14 protein-coding genes are annotated in these 15,576 nt (G+C 71.0%); 8 read left to right on the top strand and 6 right to left on the bottom strand.

Going from position 1 to position 15,576, the window contains the following annotated elements; genetic code table 11:
- The first annotated feature begins 51 nt into the window (after positions 1-51).
- On the top strand, positions 52-1,581 hold the full coding sequence (locus AADR41_RS17640) for a right-handed parallel beta-helix repeat-containing protein (RefSeq protein ID WP_342282362.1): 1,530 nt from the start codon (positions 52-54) through the stop codon (positions 1,579-1,581).
- An 8-nt stretch (positions 1,582-1,589) separates the two neighbouring features.
- Here AADR41_RS17640 and AADR41_RS17635 read toward each other — a convergent pair whose 3' ends face one another.
- Both AADR41_RS17635 and AADR41_RS17630 read right to left on the bottom strand, forming a co-directional pair.
- Positions 1,590-2,363: an SDR family NAD(P)-dependent oxidoreductase gene (locus AADR41_RS17635; protein WP_342282361.1), complete on the bottom strand. Its 774-nt coding sequence runs from the start codon at positions 2,361-2,363 to the stop codon at positions 1,590-1,592.
- Between the two features lie 35 nt (positions 2,364-2,398).
- A complete protein-coding gene (locus AADR41_RS17630; protein WP_342282394.1) occupies positions 2,399-3,073 on the bottom strand; it encodes an MOSC domain-containing protein in 675 nt (224 codons plus the stop codon).
- A gap of 108 nt (positions 3,074-3,181) precedes the next feature.
- On the opposite strand from AADR41_RS17630, the gene AADR41_RS17625 reads away from it, so the two are divergent.
- A complete protein-coding gene (locus AADR41_RS17625; protein WP_342282360.1) occupies positions 3,182-4,072 on the top strand; it encodes a LysR family transcriptional regulator in 891 nt (296 codons plus the stop codon).
- Between the two features lie 93 nt (positions 4,073-4,165).
- On the opposite strand, the gene AADR41_RS17620 is transcribed toward AADR41_RS17625, so the two are convergent.
- On the bottom strand, positions 4,166-4,501 hold the full coding sequence (locus AADR41_RS17620; RefSeq protein ID WP_124716892.1) for a WhiB family transcriptional regulator: 336 nt from the start codon (positions 4,499-4,501) through the stop codon (positions 4,166-4,168).
- 412 nt (positions 4,502-4,913) lie between these two features.
- Here AADR41_RS17620 and AADR41_RS17615 point away from each other — a divergent pair, with 412 nt between their 5' ends.
- The 4 genes from AADR41_RS17615 to AADR41_RS17600 all read left to right on the top strand — a co-directional run bounded on the left by AADR41_RS17615 (position 4,914) and on the right by AADR41_RS17600 (position 9,285).
- The gene (locus AADR41_RS17615) at positions 4,914-5,525 is read left to right on the top strand and encodes a response regulator transcription factor (RefSeq protein WP_003948568.1); all 612 of its coding nucleotides are present in this window, start codon (positions 4,914-4,916) and stop codon (positions 5,523-5,525) included.
- A gap of 297 nt (positions 5,526-5,822) precedes the next feature.
- Positions 5,823-6,398, top strand: a complete 576-nt coding sequence (locus AADR41_RS17610) for a sigma-70 family RNA polymerase sigma factor (RefSeq protein WP_259932496.1) — start codon at positions 5,823-5,825, stop codon at positions 6,396-6,398.
- 152 nt (positions 6,399-6,550) lie between these two features.
- A complete protein-coding gene (guaB, locus tag AADR41_RS17605) occupies positions 6,551-8,056 on the top strand; it encodes an IMP dehydrogenase (RefSeq protein WP_124716890.1) in 1,506 nt (501 codons plus the stop codon).
- A gap of 104 nt (positions 8,057-8,160) precedes the next feature.
- Complete coding sequence (locus AADR41_RS17600) at positions 8,161-9,285, top strand: GuaB3 family IMP dehydrogenase-related protein (RefSeq protein WP_003966886.1); 1,125 nt, start codon at positions 8,161-8,163, stop codon at positions 9,283-9,285.
- Positions 9,286-9,364: 79 nt separating this feature from the next.
- On the opposite strand, the gene AADR41_RS17595 is transcribed toward AADR41_RS17600, so the two are convergent.
- Together AADR41_RS17595 and AADR41_RS17590 are read right to left on the bottom strand one after the other, a co-directional pair.
- Positions 9,365-9,970, bottom strand: coding sequence for a hypothetical protein (locus AADR41_RS17595; protein WP_342282359.1), 606 nt, complete (start codon positions 9,968-9,970; stop codon positions 9,365-9,367).
- Between the two features lie 104 nt (positions 9,971-10,074).
- A complete protein-coding gene (locus AADR41_RS17590; protein ID WP_342282358.1) occupies positions 10,075-11,337 on the bottom strand; it encodes a nucleotide sugar dehydrogenase in 1,263 nt (420 codons plus the stop codon).
- Between the two features lie 258 nt (positions 11,338-11,595).
- Between AADR41_RS17590 and AADR41_RS17585 the strand changes: the two genes are divergently transcribed.
- Positions 11,596-13,302 carry a glycerol-3-phosphate dehydrogenase/oxidase gene (locus tag AADR41_RS17585; RefSeq protein WP_342282357.1) on the top strand — a complete coding sequence of 569 codons (1,707 nt, stop codon included), beginning with the start codon at positions 11,596-11,598 and terminating at the stop codon, positions 13,300-13,302.
- Here AADR41_RS17585 and AADR41_RS17580 read toward each other — a convergent pair.
- Positions 13,299-14,384, bottom strand: a complete 1,086-nt coding sequence (locus AADR41_RS17580; protein WP_342282356.1) for a serine hydrolase domain-containing protein — start codon at positions 14,382-14,384, stop codon at positions 13,299-13,301. The two genes, AADR41_RS17585 and AADR41_RS17580, sit on opposite strands and share 4 nt — an antisense overlap.
- A 121-nt stretch (positions 14,385-14,505) precedes the next feature.
- Here AADR41_RS17580 and AADR41_RS17575 point away from each other — a divergent pair.
- Positions 14,506-15,576: serine/threonine-protein kinase (locus AADR41_RS17575; protein ID WP_342282355.1), on the top strand; the 1,071-nt coding region annotated here is incomplete at its 3' end.

The following is a 15,576-nucleotide window of genomic DNA, read 5'->3' as shown; positions in this document are numbered from 1 at the left end:
CGTCCCGACCCCGACTGTTCGCCCGATCCTGACTGTTCGTACGGAGGAATTGTGAGACATCGCCTCACCGCTGCGGCGCTCGTGGCCCTGACCGCCGCAGGCTGCCTGACCGTCGCGAGCCAGACCGCCGCGCAGGCCGCGCCGGCCGGCCGCACCTTCCACGTCGACTGCGCCGCGGACCCGGCCGGTGCCACCGGCAGCAAGCAGCACCCCTGGACCTCGCTCGCCGAGGCCAACGCGCACACCTACGGTCCCGGCGACCGGCTCCTGTTCAAGCGCGGCGCCACCTGCACCGGCACCCTCGCCCCCACCGGCACCGGCTCCGCCCGCGCCCCGTTCACCATCGCCGACTACGGCAACGGCCCGGCCCGCGCCAGGCTCGACGGCGCGGGCGCCCACGACGTCGTCCTGCTCGCCAACACCCAGTACGTGCACCTCAAGGCGCTGGAGATCACCAACGCCGACAACCCCGGCAGCGAGCGCAACGGCGTCCGCCTCCGCCTCACCGACTACGGCGTCGCCCGCGGCTTCGACATCTCCGGCCTCTACATCCACGACGTGCGCGGCGGCGACTACAAGACGGTCTCCGGCTCCAGCGCGATCCACATCGCCGTCGAGGGCACGGCGAAGGCCAGCTGGTACGACGGCCTGGACATCGGCAACAACCGCATCGAGGACGTCGACCGCGAGGGCATCTACTTCAAGTCGACCTTCTCCAAGCGCGATCTGGTCGGCCAGCAGCAGGACCCGAACGTCTACCCGGGGGAGTGGACGCCCAGCACCGGCGTCCGCATCCACCACAACACGCTGAAGTCCCTGGCCGGCGACGGGATGAAGCTCGACACCACCAGCGGCGCCCGGGTCGACCACAACCGGGTCGACGGCTTCCAGCTCCGCTCGCCCTCCGCCAACGCGGGCATCTGGACCTTCAACACCGACGACACCACCGTCGAGTACAACGAGGTCTCCGGCGGCGGCAACACCCACGACGGAATGTCCTTCGACGCCGACGGCGCCTCCCAGAACACCGTCTTCCAGTACAACTACAGCCACGACAACAAGGGCGGCTTCCTGCTGATCTGCCCGTACAGCGGCGCCAAGACCATCGGCACGGTCGCCCGGTACAACGTCAGCAGCAACGACGGCGCCCGCCTCGTCCAGAACTGCTGGGGCCCGATCCTGGGCACCGAGATCTACAACAACACCTTCCACAACAAGGAGCAGATCCCCGGCTACCTCGTCCAGGACGACGCCGGCAGCCCCGCCACCACCCAGCACGAACTGGCCATCCGCAACAACGTCTTCGTGAGCGAGGGCACCGGCGGCTACGCCTTCAAGAACCCGACCCCCGGGCTCTCCTTCGACCACAACGCCTTCTACGGCATCGACATGACCCGCCCGAACCCCGGCGGCATCACCGCGGACCCGAAGCTCCGGGCCGACTTCCGGCTCGGCGCCGGCTCGCCCGCCCTCGCCGCCGGAGCCGTCATCGAGAACAACGGCGGCAAGGACTACTTCGGCAACCGGATCAAGCCCGGCGCTCCCAACATCGGCGCCTACGCGGGCCGCGGGGTGCGGTAACCGGCCGCTCACTGAGGACCGTACTTGCGGCCTGTCTTGGAGGTCATCCCTCCGAGCAGGCCGCGCGGCGTCACCTTCACGACCCCCATCAGCGCCTTGTACCGAGGATCCGGGACCGAGACCGACCTGCCGCGCGCCAGGTCCGCCAGGGCCGTCGCCACCAGCTTGTCCGCGTCGAGCCACATCCAGCCCGGGATGTTGCCGGTCCCCATCCCGGCCCGCTGGTGGAACTCCGTCCGCACGAACCCGGGGCACAGCGCCATCAGCCGGACACCCGTACCGGCCATGTCCTTCGCCGCGCCCTGGGTGAACTGCACGACCCACGCCTTGGACGCGCCGTACGTCCCGCGCGGCACGAACGCGGCCACCGAGGCCACGTTGACCACACCGCCCCGGCCGCGCTCCCGCATTCCGGCCGCCGCCGCCGAGGTCAGCCGCAGCACCGCCTCGCAGTGCACCTTCAGCATCTTCAGCTCATCGGCCATGGGCACGTCCAGATAGTGGCCCTTGTTGCCGAACCCGGCATTGTTGACCAGCAGGTCCACCGGGTGCCGACGGTCCGTCAACCGGTCCTCGACCGAGGCGATCCCCTCGTCCTCGGACAGATCGGCCCTCAGTACCTCGGCCTCGATGCCGTGCCGGTCGTGCAGCTCCGTCGCCTGCTCGCGCAGCCGCTCGGTGTCGCGCGCCACCAGCACCAGGTTGTGCCCGTCCGCCGCGAGCCGCCGCGCGAAGGCGGCACCGATCCCCGCGGTCGCGCCCGTAATCAGTGCAGTCGTCATACGCGGCACGTTAGTACCTGTCCGGCACGCGGCGATCAGCCGTCCACCGCCGGCTTTCCGGCGTACTTCAGGGCGGCCCGCAGCGTCTCGGGATGCAGCGCGTCCGCCGCCACGAGGAGCCCCGGCAGCAGGTCCCGCCGCGTGGTGGCGGCCAGGAACTCCATCCGCACGGTCACGTCGTGGTCCGGGCGGTGCACGATCGCGACCGGATCCCCGGCCCGGACCGTGCCCGGCTCGATCACCCGCAGATAGGCGCCCGGGGCCGCCGCACGGGTGAACCTCCTGACCCAGCGCTCCTCGCCGACATGACCGGCGAACGTACGGCACGGGATCCGGCCCGACGTCACCTCCAGCACCAGATCGGCGCCGATCCGCCAGCGTTCACCGATCCGCGCACCGCTCACATCGACCCCACGGGTCGTCAGGTTCTCGCCGAACGCGCCATTGGCCAGCGGCCGGCCGAGCTCCCTCTCCCACGCGTCGAGCTCCTCGCGGGCGAAGGCGTACACCGCCTGGTCGGAGCCGCCGTGATGGCGCAGATCGCACACCGAGTCCCCGTCCAGACCGCTGCCGCCGACGCCCTTGGGTCCGGGGTCGGTGACATGCACCGGCCCCTCGGCAGGCCGCTTGTCGATGCCGGTCGTGCCTCCGGGGGCGTCGGTGTAGGGGACGGCCTTCGGGCGCCCCGTGTTCACGGTGAGCAGCCGCATCGGCCCGGTCGGTTCCATGGACGTCATACCGAGAACGCTAACCACTCCGCACCCAAAGATGTGCGGCAATAATGCGCCACTGGTCCAAGAGTCGCTTATGGTTGAAGGGTGATCGAAGCCCGTCATCTCCGTGTCCTGCGCGCCGTGGCCGCCACCGGCTCGTTCTCCGCCGCCGCCCGGGAACTGGGCTGCACCCAGCCCGCGGTCAGCCAGCAGATGAAGGCCCTGGAGGCTTCGGCGGGCACCACGCTGCTGATCCGTACCGGACGCGAGATGCGGCTCACCCAGGCCGGTGAGGCCCTGGTCCGCCACGCCTCCGGCATCCTCGCCGGTCTGACCGCCGCCGAGGAGGAGGTCGCCGCCATCGCCGGGCTGCGGGCCGGCCGGGTCCGGCTCGTCTCGTTCCCCAGCGGCAGCTCCACCCTGGTCCCCGGCGCCCTCGCCGCACTGCGCGCGGCCCACCCCGGAACCCAGGTCTCGCTGGTGGAGGCCGAGCCGCCGCGCTCCGTCGAGATGCTGCGCGAGGGCGACTGCGACATCGCACTGGCGTTCCGTTACGGCGCCTCCGGCACCGAATGGGACGACCTGGTGGTGCGCCCGCTGCTCACCGACCGGCTGATCGGCCTGGTCCCCGAGGGGCACCGGCTGACGCACGCCGCCGCGGTGGACATCGCCGAGCTGGCCGAGGAGTCCTGGATCGCGGGCTGCCCGCGCTGTCGCCGCCAGCTCGTGGAGGTCTGCGAGGCGTCGGGCTTCACACCCCGGATCGACTTCGCCACCGACGACTACCCGGCGGTGGTCGGCCTGGTCGGTGCCGGACTCGGGGTGGCCGTGCTGCCGGAGCTGGCGATCGAGTCGGTGCGCCCCAAGGGGGCACGCACCGTGACGGTGGAGCCGGCCATCGAGCGCGAGATCGTCGCGCTGACCCTGCCGGACCTGGCCCAGGTCCCGGCGGTGGCGGCCACCCTGGACCGGCTGTCCCTGGCGGCCTCCCGCTGAGGGCCTGCCTGTGGCCCGGCCGTTCGGTGCGGCCGGGTGCGTACCACCCTCAAGGCGGAAACGTTTCTGTTGTTGCCGTGCGAGGCGCTGGGATCAGCCGTGCCCGGACGGGGACGGCACACCCGACGGCGCCGCGGCCGCGATCAGCCGGCTGCGGGCGCGTCCCATGAGCTCCTCGCGCTCGTCCTCGGTCAGTCCGCCCCACACTCCGTAGGGCTCACGGACCGCCAGGGCGTGCGCCGCGCACTCGGCGCGTACCGGGCACCGCATGCAGACCTCTTTCGCCGAGTTCTCGCGGGCGCTCCGGGCCGCCCCGCGCTCACCCTCCGGGTGGAAGAACAGTGAGCTGTCGACCCCTCGGCAGGCCGCCAGCAGTTGCCAGTCCCACAGATCGGCGTTGGGTCCGGGTAGGCGGGAGAAATCTGCCATTGCTTGTCCCCTCGAAACCATGCTGAGTCGGAAACGTCGTTGTCGTCCGTCATCGACCGTGCCCACGACCGTACATCTACGGTGTAAGCAGATGTAAATATGACTGATTGCGAATCTATCCACAGACACCAGCAAAAGGGAAGAAAACCCGCTAAATGGGGCATACCTTCATGTGAAGTTTCGGTTGATGATTGGATGATCCGCGTCGTTCTCCTCCGTGTGCGCCCCCTCACGTAGAGTGCCGAACCCGGTTCCCCGACCCGTAACTCTTTCGAGTGACCGTCGTTGAGAGGGCGGAGGCGGTTGACGGAAAAAGCGATCGGGCAGGTGTCCGAGAGTGTCAACCGCACAGGTGACGACTTGTAACAGCCTGGAGGCTCAAGGTGACGCGCATCGGCTTCGGAGGACGGTCATGACATCCGTCCTCGTCTGCGACGACTCCCCGCTTGCCCGAGAAGCGCTTCGTCGCGCGGTCGCGACCGTGCCCGGCGTGGAGCGGGTGACGACGGCGGCCAACGGCGAGGAAGTCCTTCGCCGCTGGGGCGCCGACCGTTCGGATCTGATTCTGATGGACGTACGCATGCCCGGTCTCGGGGGTGTGGAGACGGTCCGGCGGCTGCTCTCCGCCGACCCCGGCGCCAGGATCATCATGCTGACCGTCGCCGAGGACCTGGACGGTGTCGCGCTCGCGGTCGCCGCCGGTGCCCGCGGCTATCTGCACAAGGACGCCTCCCGCGCGGAGCTGCGCGCCACCGTCACCCAGGCGCTGGCCGATCCGACGTGGCGGCTCGCCCCGCGCCGGCTGCGGTCGGCCGAGATGGGTGCGGCGCCGACGCTCACCGCGCGTGAGATCCAGGTGCTCGAAGGAATGAGCCACGGCCGTTCGAACGCCGAGATCGGCCGTGAGCTGTTCCTCTCCGAGGACACGGTGAAGACGCACGCCAGGCGCCTGTTCAAGAAACTCGGAGCCTCGGACCGGGCGCACGCCGTCGCTCTCGGTTTCCGCTGGGGCCTGGTCCGCTGAGGGCCGGCAGTGGCCGGCAGTCGATCGACTCCCCGTCCGCGCAGCGGCGGACGGGGCGACGTGACCGACATGCGCAAGGCAGGCTCCGCCCCACCGGCGGAGCCCGTCGGGCCGACGGTATGTGACGCTTCCCGGCCGATGCCGCATCCTTGAGATGTGGAGTTCCTCGGGAACGATTCGGTCGAGCGGAAGGGGAGGGCGCAGGACATGACTTCCGGCGCACCCGCTCATAACGCTTCGGTGCACAACTACGGACGCGGCAGCACGGATGACGCGGCTCCGAGGCACCATGGTCCGATGCGCGACGACGAGACGACGGCGATCGGTGCCCTGGTGCACCGTGCCGTCGAGGGCGACGCGCAGGCCACCCATGATCTGCTGGCCCATGTCCACCCCCTCGCGCTGCGCTACTGCAGGTCCCGGCTGAGCCGCCTGCCGGGTGATGCCCGCCACTTCGTGGAGGACCTGGCGCAGGAGGTCTGTGTCGCGGTGCTGATGGCGCTGCCGCGTTACAAGGACACGGGCAGGCCCTTCGAGGCCTTCGTCTTCGCCATCGCGGGCCACAAGGTCGCCGATCTCCAGCGCGCCGCCATGCGGCACCCGGGATCGACGGCCGTGCCGTCCGACGAGATGCCCGAGCGGCCGGACGATTCGCTCGGGCCCGAGGAGCGCGCCCTGCTCAGCAGCGATGCCGCCTGGGCGAAGAAGCTCCTCGCCAACCTTCCGGAGAACCAGCGCGAGCTGCTGGTCCTGCGGGTCGCCGTCGGGCTCACCGCCGAGGAGACCGGACAGCTGCTGGGCATGTCGCCGGGCGCCGTCCGGGTCGCCCAGCACCGGGCCCTGAGCAGGCTGCGGGCCCTCGCGGAGCAGTGAGCGGAGGCGGTCGCGGACGCGAGCGGGGTTCGGTACGAGGTTTCCGTACGAAACTACAGAACCTCTGGGTGATCTTGCTCGTGGAATGAGACACCCCCGGAGGCCGTTAGCATGGACATCCGCACCGATCAAGGCCATTTGGGGAAGGTGTCATGACTGCAAACGTCGACGGAGTGCCCGAGAAATTCGCGACGCTCGGGCTGACATACGACGACGTGCTGCTGCTGCCCGGCGCATCCGAGGTGCTGCCGAACGCGGTCGACACCTCGTCCCGTATCTCCCGCAACGTGCGCGTGAACATCCCGCTGCTCTCCGCAGCGATGGACAAGGTGACCGAGTCCCGCATGGCCATCGCCATGGCGCGGCAGGGTGGCGTAGGTGTGCTGCACCGCAACCTGTCGATCGAGGACCAGGTCAACCAGGTCGACCTCGTGAAGCGCTCCGAGTCCGGCATGGTGACCGATCCGATCACCGTGCACCCGGACGCGACGCTGGCCGAGGCCGACGCGCTGTGTGCCAAGTTCCGCATCAGCGGCGTCCCGGTGACCGACCCGGCCGGCAAGCTGCTGGGCATCGTCACCAACCGCGACATGGCGTTCGAGTCCGACCGCAGCCGTCAGGTGCGCGAGGTCATGACGCCGATGCCGCTCGTGACCGGCAAGGTCGGCATCTCCGGCGTCGACGCCATGGAGCTGCTGCGCCGCCACAAGATCGAGAAGCTTCCGCTGGTCGACGACGCGGGCGTCCTCAAGGGCCTGATCACGGTCAAGGACTTCGTGAAGGCCGAGCAGTACCCGAACGCGGCGAAGGACGCCGAGGGCCGGCTCCTCGTCGGCGCGGCGGTCGGCGCCAGCCCCGAGGCCCTGGAGCGCGCCCAGGCGCTGGCCGGCGCGGGCGTGGACTTCCTCATCGTCGACACCTCGCACGGACACAACAGCAACGCGCTCAACTGGATGGCGAAGATCAAGTCCAGCGTCGGCGTCGACGTCATCGGCGGCAACGTCGCGACGCGTGACGGCGCGCAGGCCCTGATCGACGCCGGTGTCGACGGCGTGAAGGTCGGCGTGGGCCCCGGCTCCATCTGCACCACGCGTGTGGTCGCCGGCATCGGCGTCCCGCAGGTCACCGCGATCTACGAGGCCGCTCTCGCCGCCCGCGCGGCCGGTGTCCCGGTCATCGGCGACGGCGGTCTGCAGTACTCCGGCGACATCGGCAAGGCGCTCGCCGCCGGTGCCGACACGGTCATGCTGGGCAGCCTCCTCGCGGGCTGCGAGGAGTCTCCCGGCGAGCTCCTCTTCATCAACGGCAAGCAGTTCAAGTCGTACCGCGGCATGGGTTCCCTCGGGGCGATGCAGTCCCGCGGCCAGGGCCGCTCGTACTCCAAGGACCGCTACTTCCAGGCCGACGTGGCCTCGGACGACAAGCTCGTGCCCGAGGGCATCGAGGGCCAGGTGCCCTACCGCGGCCCGCTGGGCAACGTGCTGCACCAGCTCGTCGGCGGGCTCCGGCAGACCATGGGCTACGTGGGCGCCGCCTCCATCGACGAGATGGAGACCAAGGGCCGCTTCGTCCGCATCACGTCCGCGGGGCTCAAGGAGAGCCACCCGCACGACATCCAGATGACGGTCGAGGCACCGAACTACAGCCGCAGCAAGTAGCCGCCGACAGGGCCAGGGGCGGTCCCGGGACTCCCGGGGCCGCCCCTGGCGCATATGTCGGGGATACTGGAAGGCGCTGAAACGCAGAGGGAAAGGCCACACACGTGACTGAGATCGAGATCGGGCGCGGCAAGCGCGGCCGCCGGGCGTACGCATTCGACGACATCGCCGTCGTTCCGAGCCGCCGTACCCGTGACCCGAAGGAGGTCTCGATCGCCTGGCAGATCGACGCCTACCGATTCGAGCTGCCGTTCCTGGCCGCTCCCATGGACTCCGTGGTCTCCCCGCAGCACGCCATCCGGATCGGCGAGCTCGGCGGCCTGGGCGTCCTCAACCTGGAAGGGCTGTGGACCCGGCACGCCGACCCGCAGCCGCTGCTCGACGAGATCGCCGAGATGCCCGTCGAGTCGGCGACCCGCCGCCTCCAGGAGATCTACGCGGCGCCGATCCAGGAGGAGCTGATCGGGCAGCGCATCAAGGAGGTGCGCGACTCCGGTGTCGTCACCGCCGCCGCGCTCTCCCCGCAGCGCACCGCGCAGTTCTCCAAGGCCGTCGTCGACGCGGGTGTGGACATCTTCGTCATCCGCGGTACGACGGTCTCCGCCGAGCACGTCTCGGGTGCGGCCGAGCCGCTCAACCTCAAGCAGTTCATCTACGAGCTGGACGTCCCGGTGATCGTCGGCGGCTGCGCCACGTACACCGCCGCCCTGCACCTGATGCGTACCGGTGCGGCCGGTGTCCTCGTCGGCTTCGGCGGCGGCGCCGCGCACACCACGCGCAACGTCTTCGGCATCCAGGTGCCGATGGCGACCGCGGTCGCCGATGTGGCCGGCGCCCGCCGTGACTACATGGACGAGTCCGGCGGCCGGTACGTGCACGTGATCGCGGACGGCGGCGTCGGCTGGTCCGGCGACCTGCCGAAGGCCATCGCCTGCGGTGCGGACGCCGTGATGATGGGCTCCCCGCTGGCCCGTGCTACGGACGCGCCGGGCCGTGGCCGGCACTGGGGCATGGAGGCCGTCCACGAGGACGTGCCGCGCGGCAAGCTGGTGGACCTGGGCTCGGTCGGCACCACCGAGGAGGTCCTCACCGGTCCTTCGCACACCCCCGACGGCTCGATGAACATCTTCGGCGCGCTGCGCCGGGCGATGGCGACGACGGGCTACAGCGACCTCAAGGAGTTCCAGCGCGTCGAGGTCACGGTGGCGGACTCGCAGCACCGCCGCTGAGCGTCACGAACATGACAGGAGGGCCCGGACCGCACTGCGGTCCGGGCCCTCCTGCGTGTTTCCGTGACCGGCCGACGGCCTAGCCGGCGGCCTTCTTGGCGCCGGAGAACGCGGCGACCGCCGCGACGGCGAAGAAGACGTACGAGATGAAGTTCGAGTCGGCCTTCCACGCCTCGTTCAGCAGGCCGAAGTGGTCGAAGAAGAGCTCGGAGACGGTGACCGGGAGCTCCTTGGCCGCGATCATCGCCTCGCCGAGCAGCTGGCCGAAGTAGACGGCGACCAGCGAGAGGACGGCGCTGACGACCGGCAGCACGGGATTGCGGCCGCCGACCTTGCCCGCCGCGAAGCCGACGATGAAGCCGACACCGACGGCCGCGTAGCCGATCTCGTGCTTGGTGGCGCCGATGATGGCGCCGTAGACGGCCGCGGCGACGACGGCCGCGACGAAGCCGGCGGCCAGGCCGAGGCCCATGTTGTTGCGTACCGGGGACGGCGGGGTGAACGGCGCGCCGGCGAACGGGGCGCCCGGCTGCTGGCCCGCGAACGGGTTGCCGCCGGGCTGGGCGCCGGGCTGCTGGCCGGCGAAGGGGTTGCCGGGCTGGGCGCCGGGCTGCTGGCCCGCGTACGGGTTGCCGCCGGGCTGGGCGTCGTGCGGCTGGTTCGGCGGCGGCACGGGCTGGCTCATGGTGGTACTCCCCCTGGGACGGATGCGCACGATTGTGCGAGAAGTGACGCCGCAGGCTAGCAGCAGCCTGTGACATCGCCTACCGAAATCCCGGGGGAGAGGTGCTACAGCCGGTGTGCGGCCCCCGCCGGGGTCGCTCCCCGGGTGTCCAGGAGGAGCTGTGCCTTCACGGCGAGGCCCTGGAGGTCGTACGTCCGGTGGTGCTGGAGCAGCACCGTGAGGTCGGCGCTGGACGCCGCCTCGTACAGCGAGTCGGCGCGCGGGACCGGGAGCTCGCGCACCCGCCAGTCCAGGACGTGCGGGTCGTGGTAGCCGATCTGGGCACCCATGTCCATCAGCCGGGTGGCGATCTCGCGGGCGGGGGAGCCCTCCTGGTCGGCGAGGTCGGGCTTGTAGGTGACCCCGAGCAGCAGCACCCGGGCGCCGCGGACGGACTTGCCGTGCTCGTTCAGCAGGGTGGCGCAGCGCTGGATCACGTACTGCGGCATCCGGCCGTTGATCTCCTGGGCGAGCGAGACCATCCGCAGGGGGTGGCCGGGGGTGCGGCTGTTGTACGGGAGGTAGCCGGGGTCGACGGGGGCGCCGTGGCCGCCGACGCCCGGCCCGGGGCGGAACGGCTGGAAGCCGAAGGGCTTGGTCTCGGCGCAGCGGATGACGTCCCACAGATCGACGCCGAGGTCGTGGCAGAGCACCGCCATCTCATTGACCAGGGCGATGTTGACATGCCGGAAGTTGGTCTCCAGGACCTTGGTCATCTCGGCCTCGCGCGGCCCGCGGGCCCGGACGACCTTGTCGGTGAGCCGGCCGTAGAAGGCGGCGGCGGACTCGGTGCAGGCGGGGGTGAGACCGCCGATGACCTTGGGGGTGTTGGAGTGGACGTGGGTCCGGTTGCCGGGGTCGAGGCGGCTGGGGGAGCAGGCCAGGTGGAAGTCGCGGCCGGCGCGCAGTCCCGAGCCCTCTTCGAGCAGCGGCAGCAGGTAGTTCTCGGTGGTGCCGGGCGGCACGGCCGATTCCAGCAGCACGGTGGTGTGCGGGCGCAGCCGGGCGGCGAGCGCGCGGGCCGCGTCGCCGACGGCGCTGAGGTCGATGGTGCGGTCGGCGCCGAGGGGGGTGGGCGCGCAGATCACCGCGGTACGGACCCGGCCCAGTTCGGCCGGGTTGGTGGTGGGCCGGAAGCCCCCCGAGAGCATCCGGCGGATCTCCGAGGCGGTGAGCGATCCCTCGACGGGGGTGCGGCCCGCGGAGAGTTCGGTACAGGCGCGTGGGTCGGTGTCGTAGCCGACGGTCTGGACGCCCGCGGCCACGGCGGCCTGGGCGAGGGGCAGGCCGAGGTGGCCGAGTCCGATGACTGCGAGGTCTGCGGGCATGTGGATGGGCCGTCCTTCCCGGTCGGGCTATGACCATGAGGGCAGAAAGCGCAACCGCTGTGGACAGCGCTATGTAACACTAGGCTTAAATATGACCTATATGTCGCATTGCGGGCTCCTGTCGTCCTGGTGTTGTCCACAGGCGGTGGCCGAAGTCGTGGACGACGGACAGAATCGAGAGGTGGGCACGGGCCGTACCGCCCGCCGGGCCGGGTCGATTCCCGTGCCGGACCACCCCGATCTACCCGGGAGGCAGCAGTGAGGACAGCGACACTGGGACCTGCGGAGCGCGCCGAGGCGCTGGCCGCGATGGCCGAGCGCGAACTGGACGTGCTGGTCGTGGGAGCGGGCGTGGTCGGCGCCGGTACGGCGCTGGACGCGGCGACGAGAGGGCTCTCGACCGGCCTGGTCGAGGCCCGCGACTGGGCGTCCGGCACATCGAGCAGGTCGAGCAAGCTGATCCACGGCGGGCTGCGGTATCTGGAGATGCTCGACTTCGCGCTCGTCCGCGAGGCGCTGAAGGAGCGCGGGCTGCTCCTGGAGCGGCTGGCCCCGCATCTGGTGAAGCCGGTGCCGTTCCTCTACCCGTTGCAGCACAAGGGCTGGGAGCGGCTCTACGCAGGTTCGGGCGTGGCGCTCTACGACGCGATGTCGGTGTCCTCGGGCCACGGCCGCGGGCTGCCCGTGCACCGCCATCTCTCCCGCCGCCGGGCCCTGCGGGTCGCCCCGGCGCTGCGGAAGGACGCCCTGGTCGGGGCGTTGCAGTACTACGACGCGCAGATGGACGACGCGCGCTATGTGGCGACCCTGGTGCGCACCGCCGCCGGTTACGGGGCGCATGTGGCCAACCGTGCGCGGGTGATCGGCTTCCTCCGGGAGGGCGAGCGGGTCGTCGGCGCCCGGGTGGAGGACGTCGAGGCGGGCGGCGAGTACGAGGTCAGGGCCAAGCAGGTGGTCAACGCGACGGGGGTCTGGACGGACGACACCCAGTCGCTGATCGGGGAGCGCGGACAGTTCCACGTCCGGGCGTCCAAGGGCATTCACCTGGTCGTCCCCAAGGACCGCATCCACTCCTCGACCGGCCTGATCCTGCGGACCGAGAAGTCCGTCCTCTTCGTCATCCCGTGGGGACGGCACTGGATCATCGGGACCACGGACACCGACTGGGATCTCGACAAGGCGCATCCGGCGGCGTCCAGCGCCGACATCGACTACCTGCTCGAACACGTCAATTCGGTCCTGGCCACGCCGCTGAGCCGGGACGACGTCCAGGGCGTCTACGCCGGGCTGCGCCCGCTGCTGGCCGGCGAGTCCGACGCGACCAGCAAGCTCTCGCGCGAGCACACGGTGGCGCACCCGCTGCCGGGCCTCGTGGTCGTGGCGGGCGGCAAGTACACGACGTACCGGGTGATGGCCAAGGACGCCGTGGACGAGGCGGTGCACGGCCTCGACCAGCGGGTGGCGGCCTGCGTCACCGAGGAGATCCCCCTGCTGGGGGCGGAGGGCTACCCGGCGATGTGGAACGCCAGGGCGAGGATCGCGGCCAGATCCGGGCTCCATGTCGCCCGGGTGGAGCACCTGCTCAACCGGTACGGCTCGGCGACCGAGCAGCTGCTCGAACTGATCCTCGCCGATCCGGTGCTGGGCGAGCCGCTGCCCTCGGCGGACGACTACCTGAAGGCCGAGATCGTCTACGCCGCCTCGCACGAGGGGGCCCGCCACCTCGACGACGTACTGACCCGCCGGACCCGGATCTCCATCGAGACCTTCGACCGGGGCACGCGCAGTGCCCGGCTCTGCGCGGAGCTGATGGCGCCGGTGCTGGGCTGGGACGAGGGCCAGATCGACCGGGAGGTCGAGCACTACGAGAAGCGGGTGCAGGCGGAGCGGGAGTCGCAGCGCCAGCCGGACGACCTCACGGCGGACGCGGCGCGGCTCGGGGCCCCGGACATCGTGCCGATCTAGGGCCTTTCCCCGGGGGCCGCGGGGCAGAACTCCGCTTCGAGCAGTGCGGCTTCGAGGGTGTCCGCGTCGGCCAGGGTGTCCGTGTCGACGCGGTATGTCAGGGTGTGCCGGCCGTCACGCGTGGCGGCGGTACGGACGTAACTGCCCGGGATATGGCCGTTGTGCCCCCAGACCGTGGTGCCGCAGGAGAGCTTCTGCGGATAGATGCCCAGGCCGTAGACGCCCTGCGTGGCCTCGGTGTTCAGCAGGGCCGCCTGCTGGGCGGGCGCGAGGAGACGGCCGCCCAGCAGGGCCGCGTAGAAGCGGTTCAGATCGTCGAGCGTGGAGATCAGCTCGCCGGCCGGGCCCGCCGTGCGGGGATCCAGCGCGGTGACGTCGCGCAGGGCGCCGCCGGCCGGATCGCGGGTGTAGGCACGGCCGTGCGGGGCGGGCAGGGAGGTCCGGGAGCCCGGGAGGGAAGTGCCCTTGAGGCGGAGGGGGGTGATGAGGCGGTCGCGGATCTCGGTGGCGTAGCCGTGTCCGGTGACCCGTTGAACGACGAGTCCGAGTACGGCGTAATTGGTATTGGAGTAGGCGTAGCGGCCGGGGGCGTTCGTCGGGCGGTGGGCCAGGGCGACGCGGACCGCCGCGGCGGGGGAGAGGGGGTGGGCGGACGGATCGCCGGTGTAGTCGTAGAGGCCGCTGGTGTGGCTGAGCAGGGTGCGCAGGGTGATGCGGCGGCCGTCATTGCCGTTGCCGCGCACCAGCCCCGGCAGCAGCCGCTCGACCGTGTCGGTCAGGTGCAGCCTTCGTTCCCGGGCGAGTTGGAGCACGACCGTGGCAATGAACGTCTTGGTGATGCTGCCCGCCCGGAACCGGTCCGCCCGTCGGATACCGGGGCCCGTCGAGCGGAAGGTGTCGTACCGTGCGGTGGAGGAGCGGTGAGCCAGCAGCGCCGCCGCCGGCGCCCGGCCCTCGGCGACGAGCCGGGGGAGGTAGGTGGCAGCGGGGGTGAGGTGTGGTTCGCTGGGCAGGGGCACTGTCGCCAGGCCGAGCAGCGCCAGCAGCAACGGGGCGGCGAACAGTGCCCTGAGTATCGGCATGGCTGGGGATTCCCTTCCTCGGGGCACATCATGACGGGCCTGCGGACCCGGCACCATGACCGGCGCCGGGGTGAGGGACAATGAACGCTCTGCCAGGGCGGGTTGATCGCAGAGGGGACGCATGTCGGAGGCGGAACAGGCACGGGAGCCCCAACGGGACAAGGAGGGGCGTCTCCTTGCGGGGCGTTACCGGCTCGGGGAGGTGCTCGGCCGGGGCGGTATGGGCACGGTCTGGCGTGCCGTCGACGAGACGCTGGGCCGCACGGTCGCGGTCAAGGAACTGCGGTTCCCCTCGGCCATCGACGAGGACGAGAAGCGCCGGCTCATCACGCGCACGCTGCGCGAGGCGAAGGCGATCGCCAGGATCCGCAACAACGGCGCGGTGACGGTCTACGACGTGGTCGACGAGGACGACCGGCCGTGGATCGTGATGGAGCTCATCGAGGGCAAGTCCCTCGCCGAAGCGGTGCGTGAGGACGGCGTGCTGACGCCGAGGCGCGCCGCCGAGGTCGGCCTCGCCATCCTCGACGTGCTGCGCTCGGCGCACCGCGAGGGCATCCTGCACCGCGATGTGAAGCCGTCCAACGTGCTGATCGCCGAGGACGGCCGGGTCGTGCTCACCGACTTCGGCATCGCCCAGGTCGAGGGCGACCCCTCGGTCACCTCCACGGGCATGCTCGTCGGCGCCCCCTCGTACATCTCGCCCGAGCGCGCCCGCGGCCACAAGCCGGGGCCGCCCGCCGACCTCTGGTCGCTGGGCGGACTGCTGTACGCCAGCACCGAGGGTTCCCCGCCGTACGACAAGGGCTCGGCCATCGCCACCCTGACCGCGGTGATGACCGAGCCGCTCGACCCGCCGAAGAACGCCGGTCCGCTGGAGGAGGTCATATACGGCCTGCTCGCCAAGGACCCCGAGCAGCGGCTCGACGAGGCGGGCGCCCGCGCCCTGCTCAACGACGTGATCCACGCCCCCGAGAAGCCGGACCCGGTGGTGGTGCCGCCCGCCGACGCCACCCAGGTCATGGCACTGCCCGGGAAGGTCGACGAACCCCGCGCCAAGGCGACGACGCCCAAGCCCGCGGAGCAGGGCGAAGGCACCAGGGACCGGCTGCGCGGCGCACTGCGCTCGGTACGGAACGCGAAGGCGGCACCGGCCGTTGCGGCAGCGGCGACCACCACGCCGCCCCCGCCC

This window comes from Streptomyces sp. CLV115 (assembly GCF_038448545.1).
GTDB classification, from domain to species: domain Bacteria; phylum Actinomycetota; class Actinomycetes; order Streptomycetales; family Streptomycetaceae; genus Streptomyces; species Streptomyces sanglieri.
Note: the sequence above shows the minus strand (reverse complement) of the source record. Positions and strands in the feature narration are given on the sequence as shown.

What these genes read in the sequence shown, in the direction of transcription:
- AADR41_RS17610 (WP_259932496.1), top strand. Translation starts at nt 5,823, where the DNA reads ATGCGCGACGACGAGACGACGGCGATCGGTGCCCTGGTGCACCGTGCC.
- AADR41_RS17620 (WP_124716892.1), bottom strand. Translation starts at nt 4,501, where the DNA reads ATGGCAGATTTCTCCCGCCTACCCGGACCCAACGCCGATCTGTGGGAC.
- AADR41_RS17615 (WP_003948568.1), top strand. Translation starts at nt 4,914, where the DNA reads ATGACATCCGTCCTCGTCTGCGACGACTCCCCGCTTGCCCGAGAAGCG.
- AADR41_RS17595 (WP_342282359.1), bottom strand. Translation starts at nt 9,970, where the DNA reads ATGAGCCAGCCCGTGCCGCCGCCGAACCAGCCGCACGACGCCCAGCCC.
- AADR41_RS17630 (WP_342282394.1), bottom strand. Translation starts at nt 3,073, where the DNA reads ATGCGGCTGCTCACCGTGAACACGGGGCGCCCGAAGGCCGTCCCCTAC.
- AADR41_RS17580 (WP_342282356.1), bottom strand. Translation starts at nt 14,384, where the DNA reads ATGCCGATACTCAGGGCACTGTTCGCCGCCCCGTTGCTGCTGGCGCTG.
- AADR41_RS17635 (WP_342282361.1), bottom strand. Translation starts at nt 2,363, where the DNA reads ATGACGACTGCACTGATTACGGGCGCGACCGCGGGGATCGGTGCCGCC.
- guaB (WP_124716890.1), top strand. Translation starts at nt 6,551, where the DNA reads ATGACTGCAAACGTCGACGGAGTGCCCGAGAAATTCGCGACGCTCGGG.
- AADR41_RS17590 (WP_342282358.1), bottom strand. Translation starts at nt 11,337, where the DNA reads ATGCCCGCAGACCTCGCAGTCATCGGACTCGGCCACCTCGGCCTGCCC.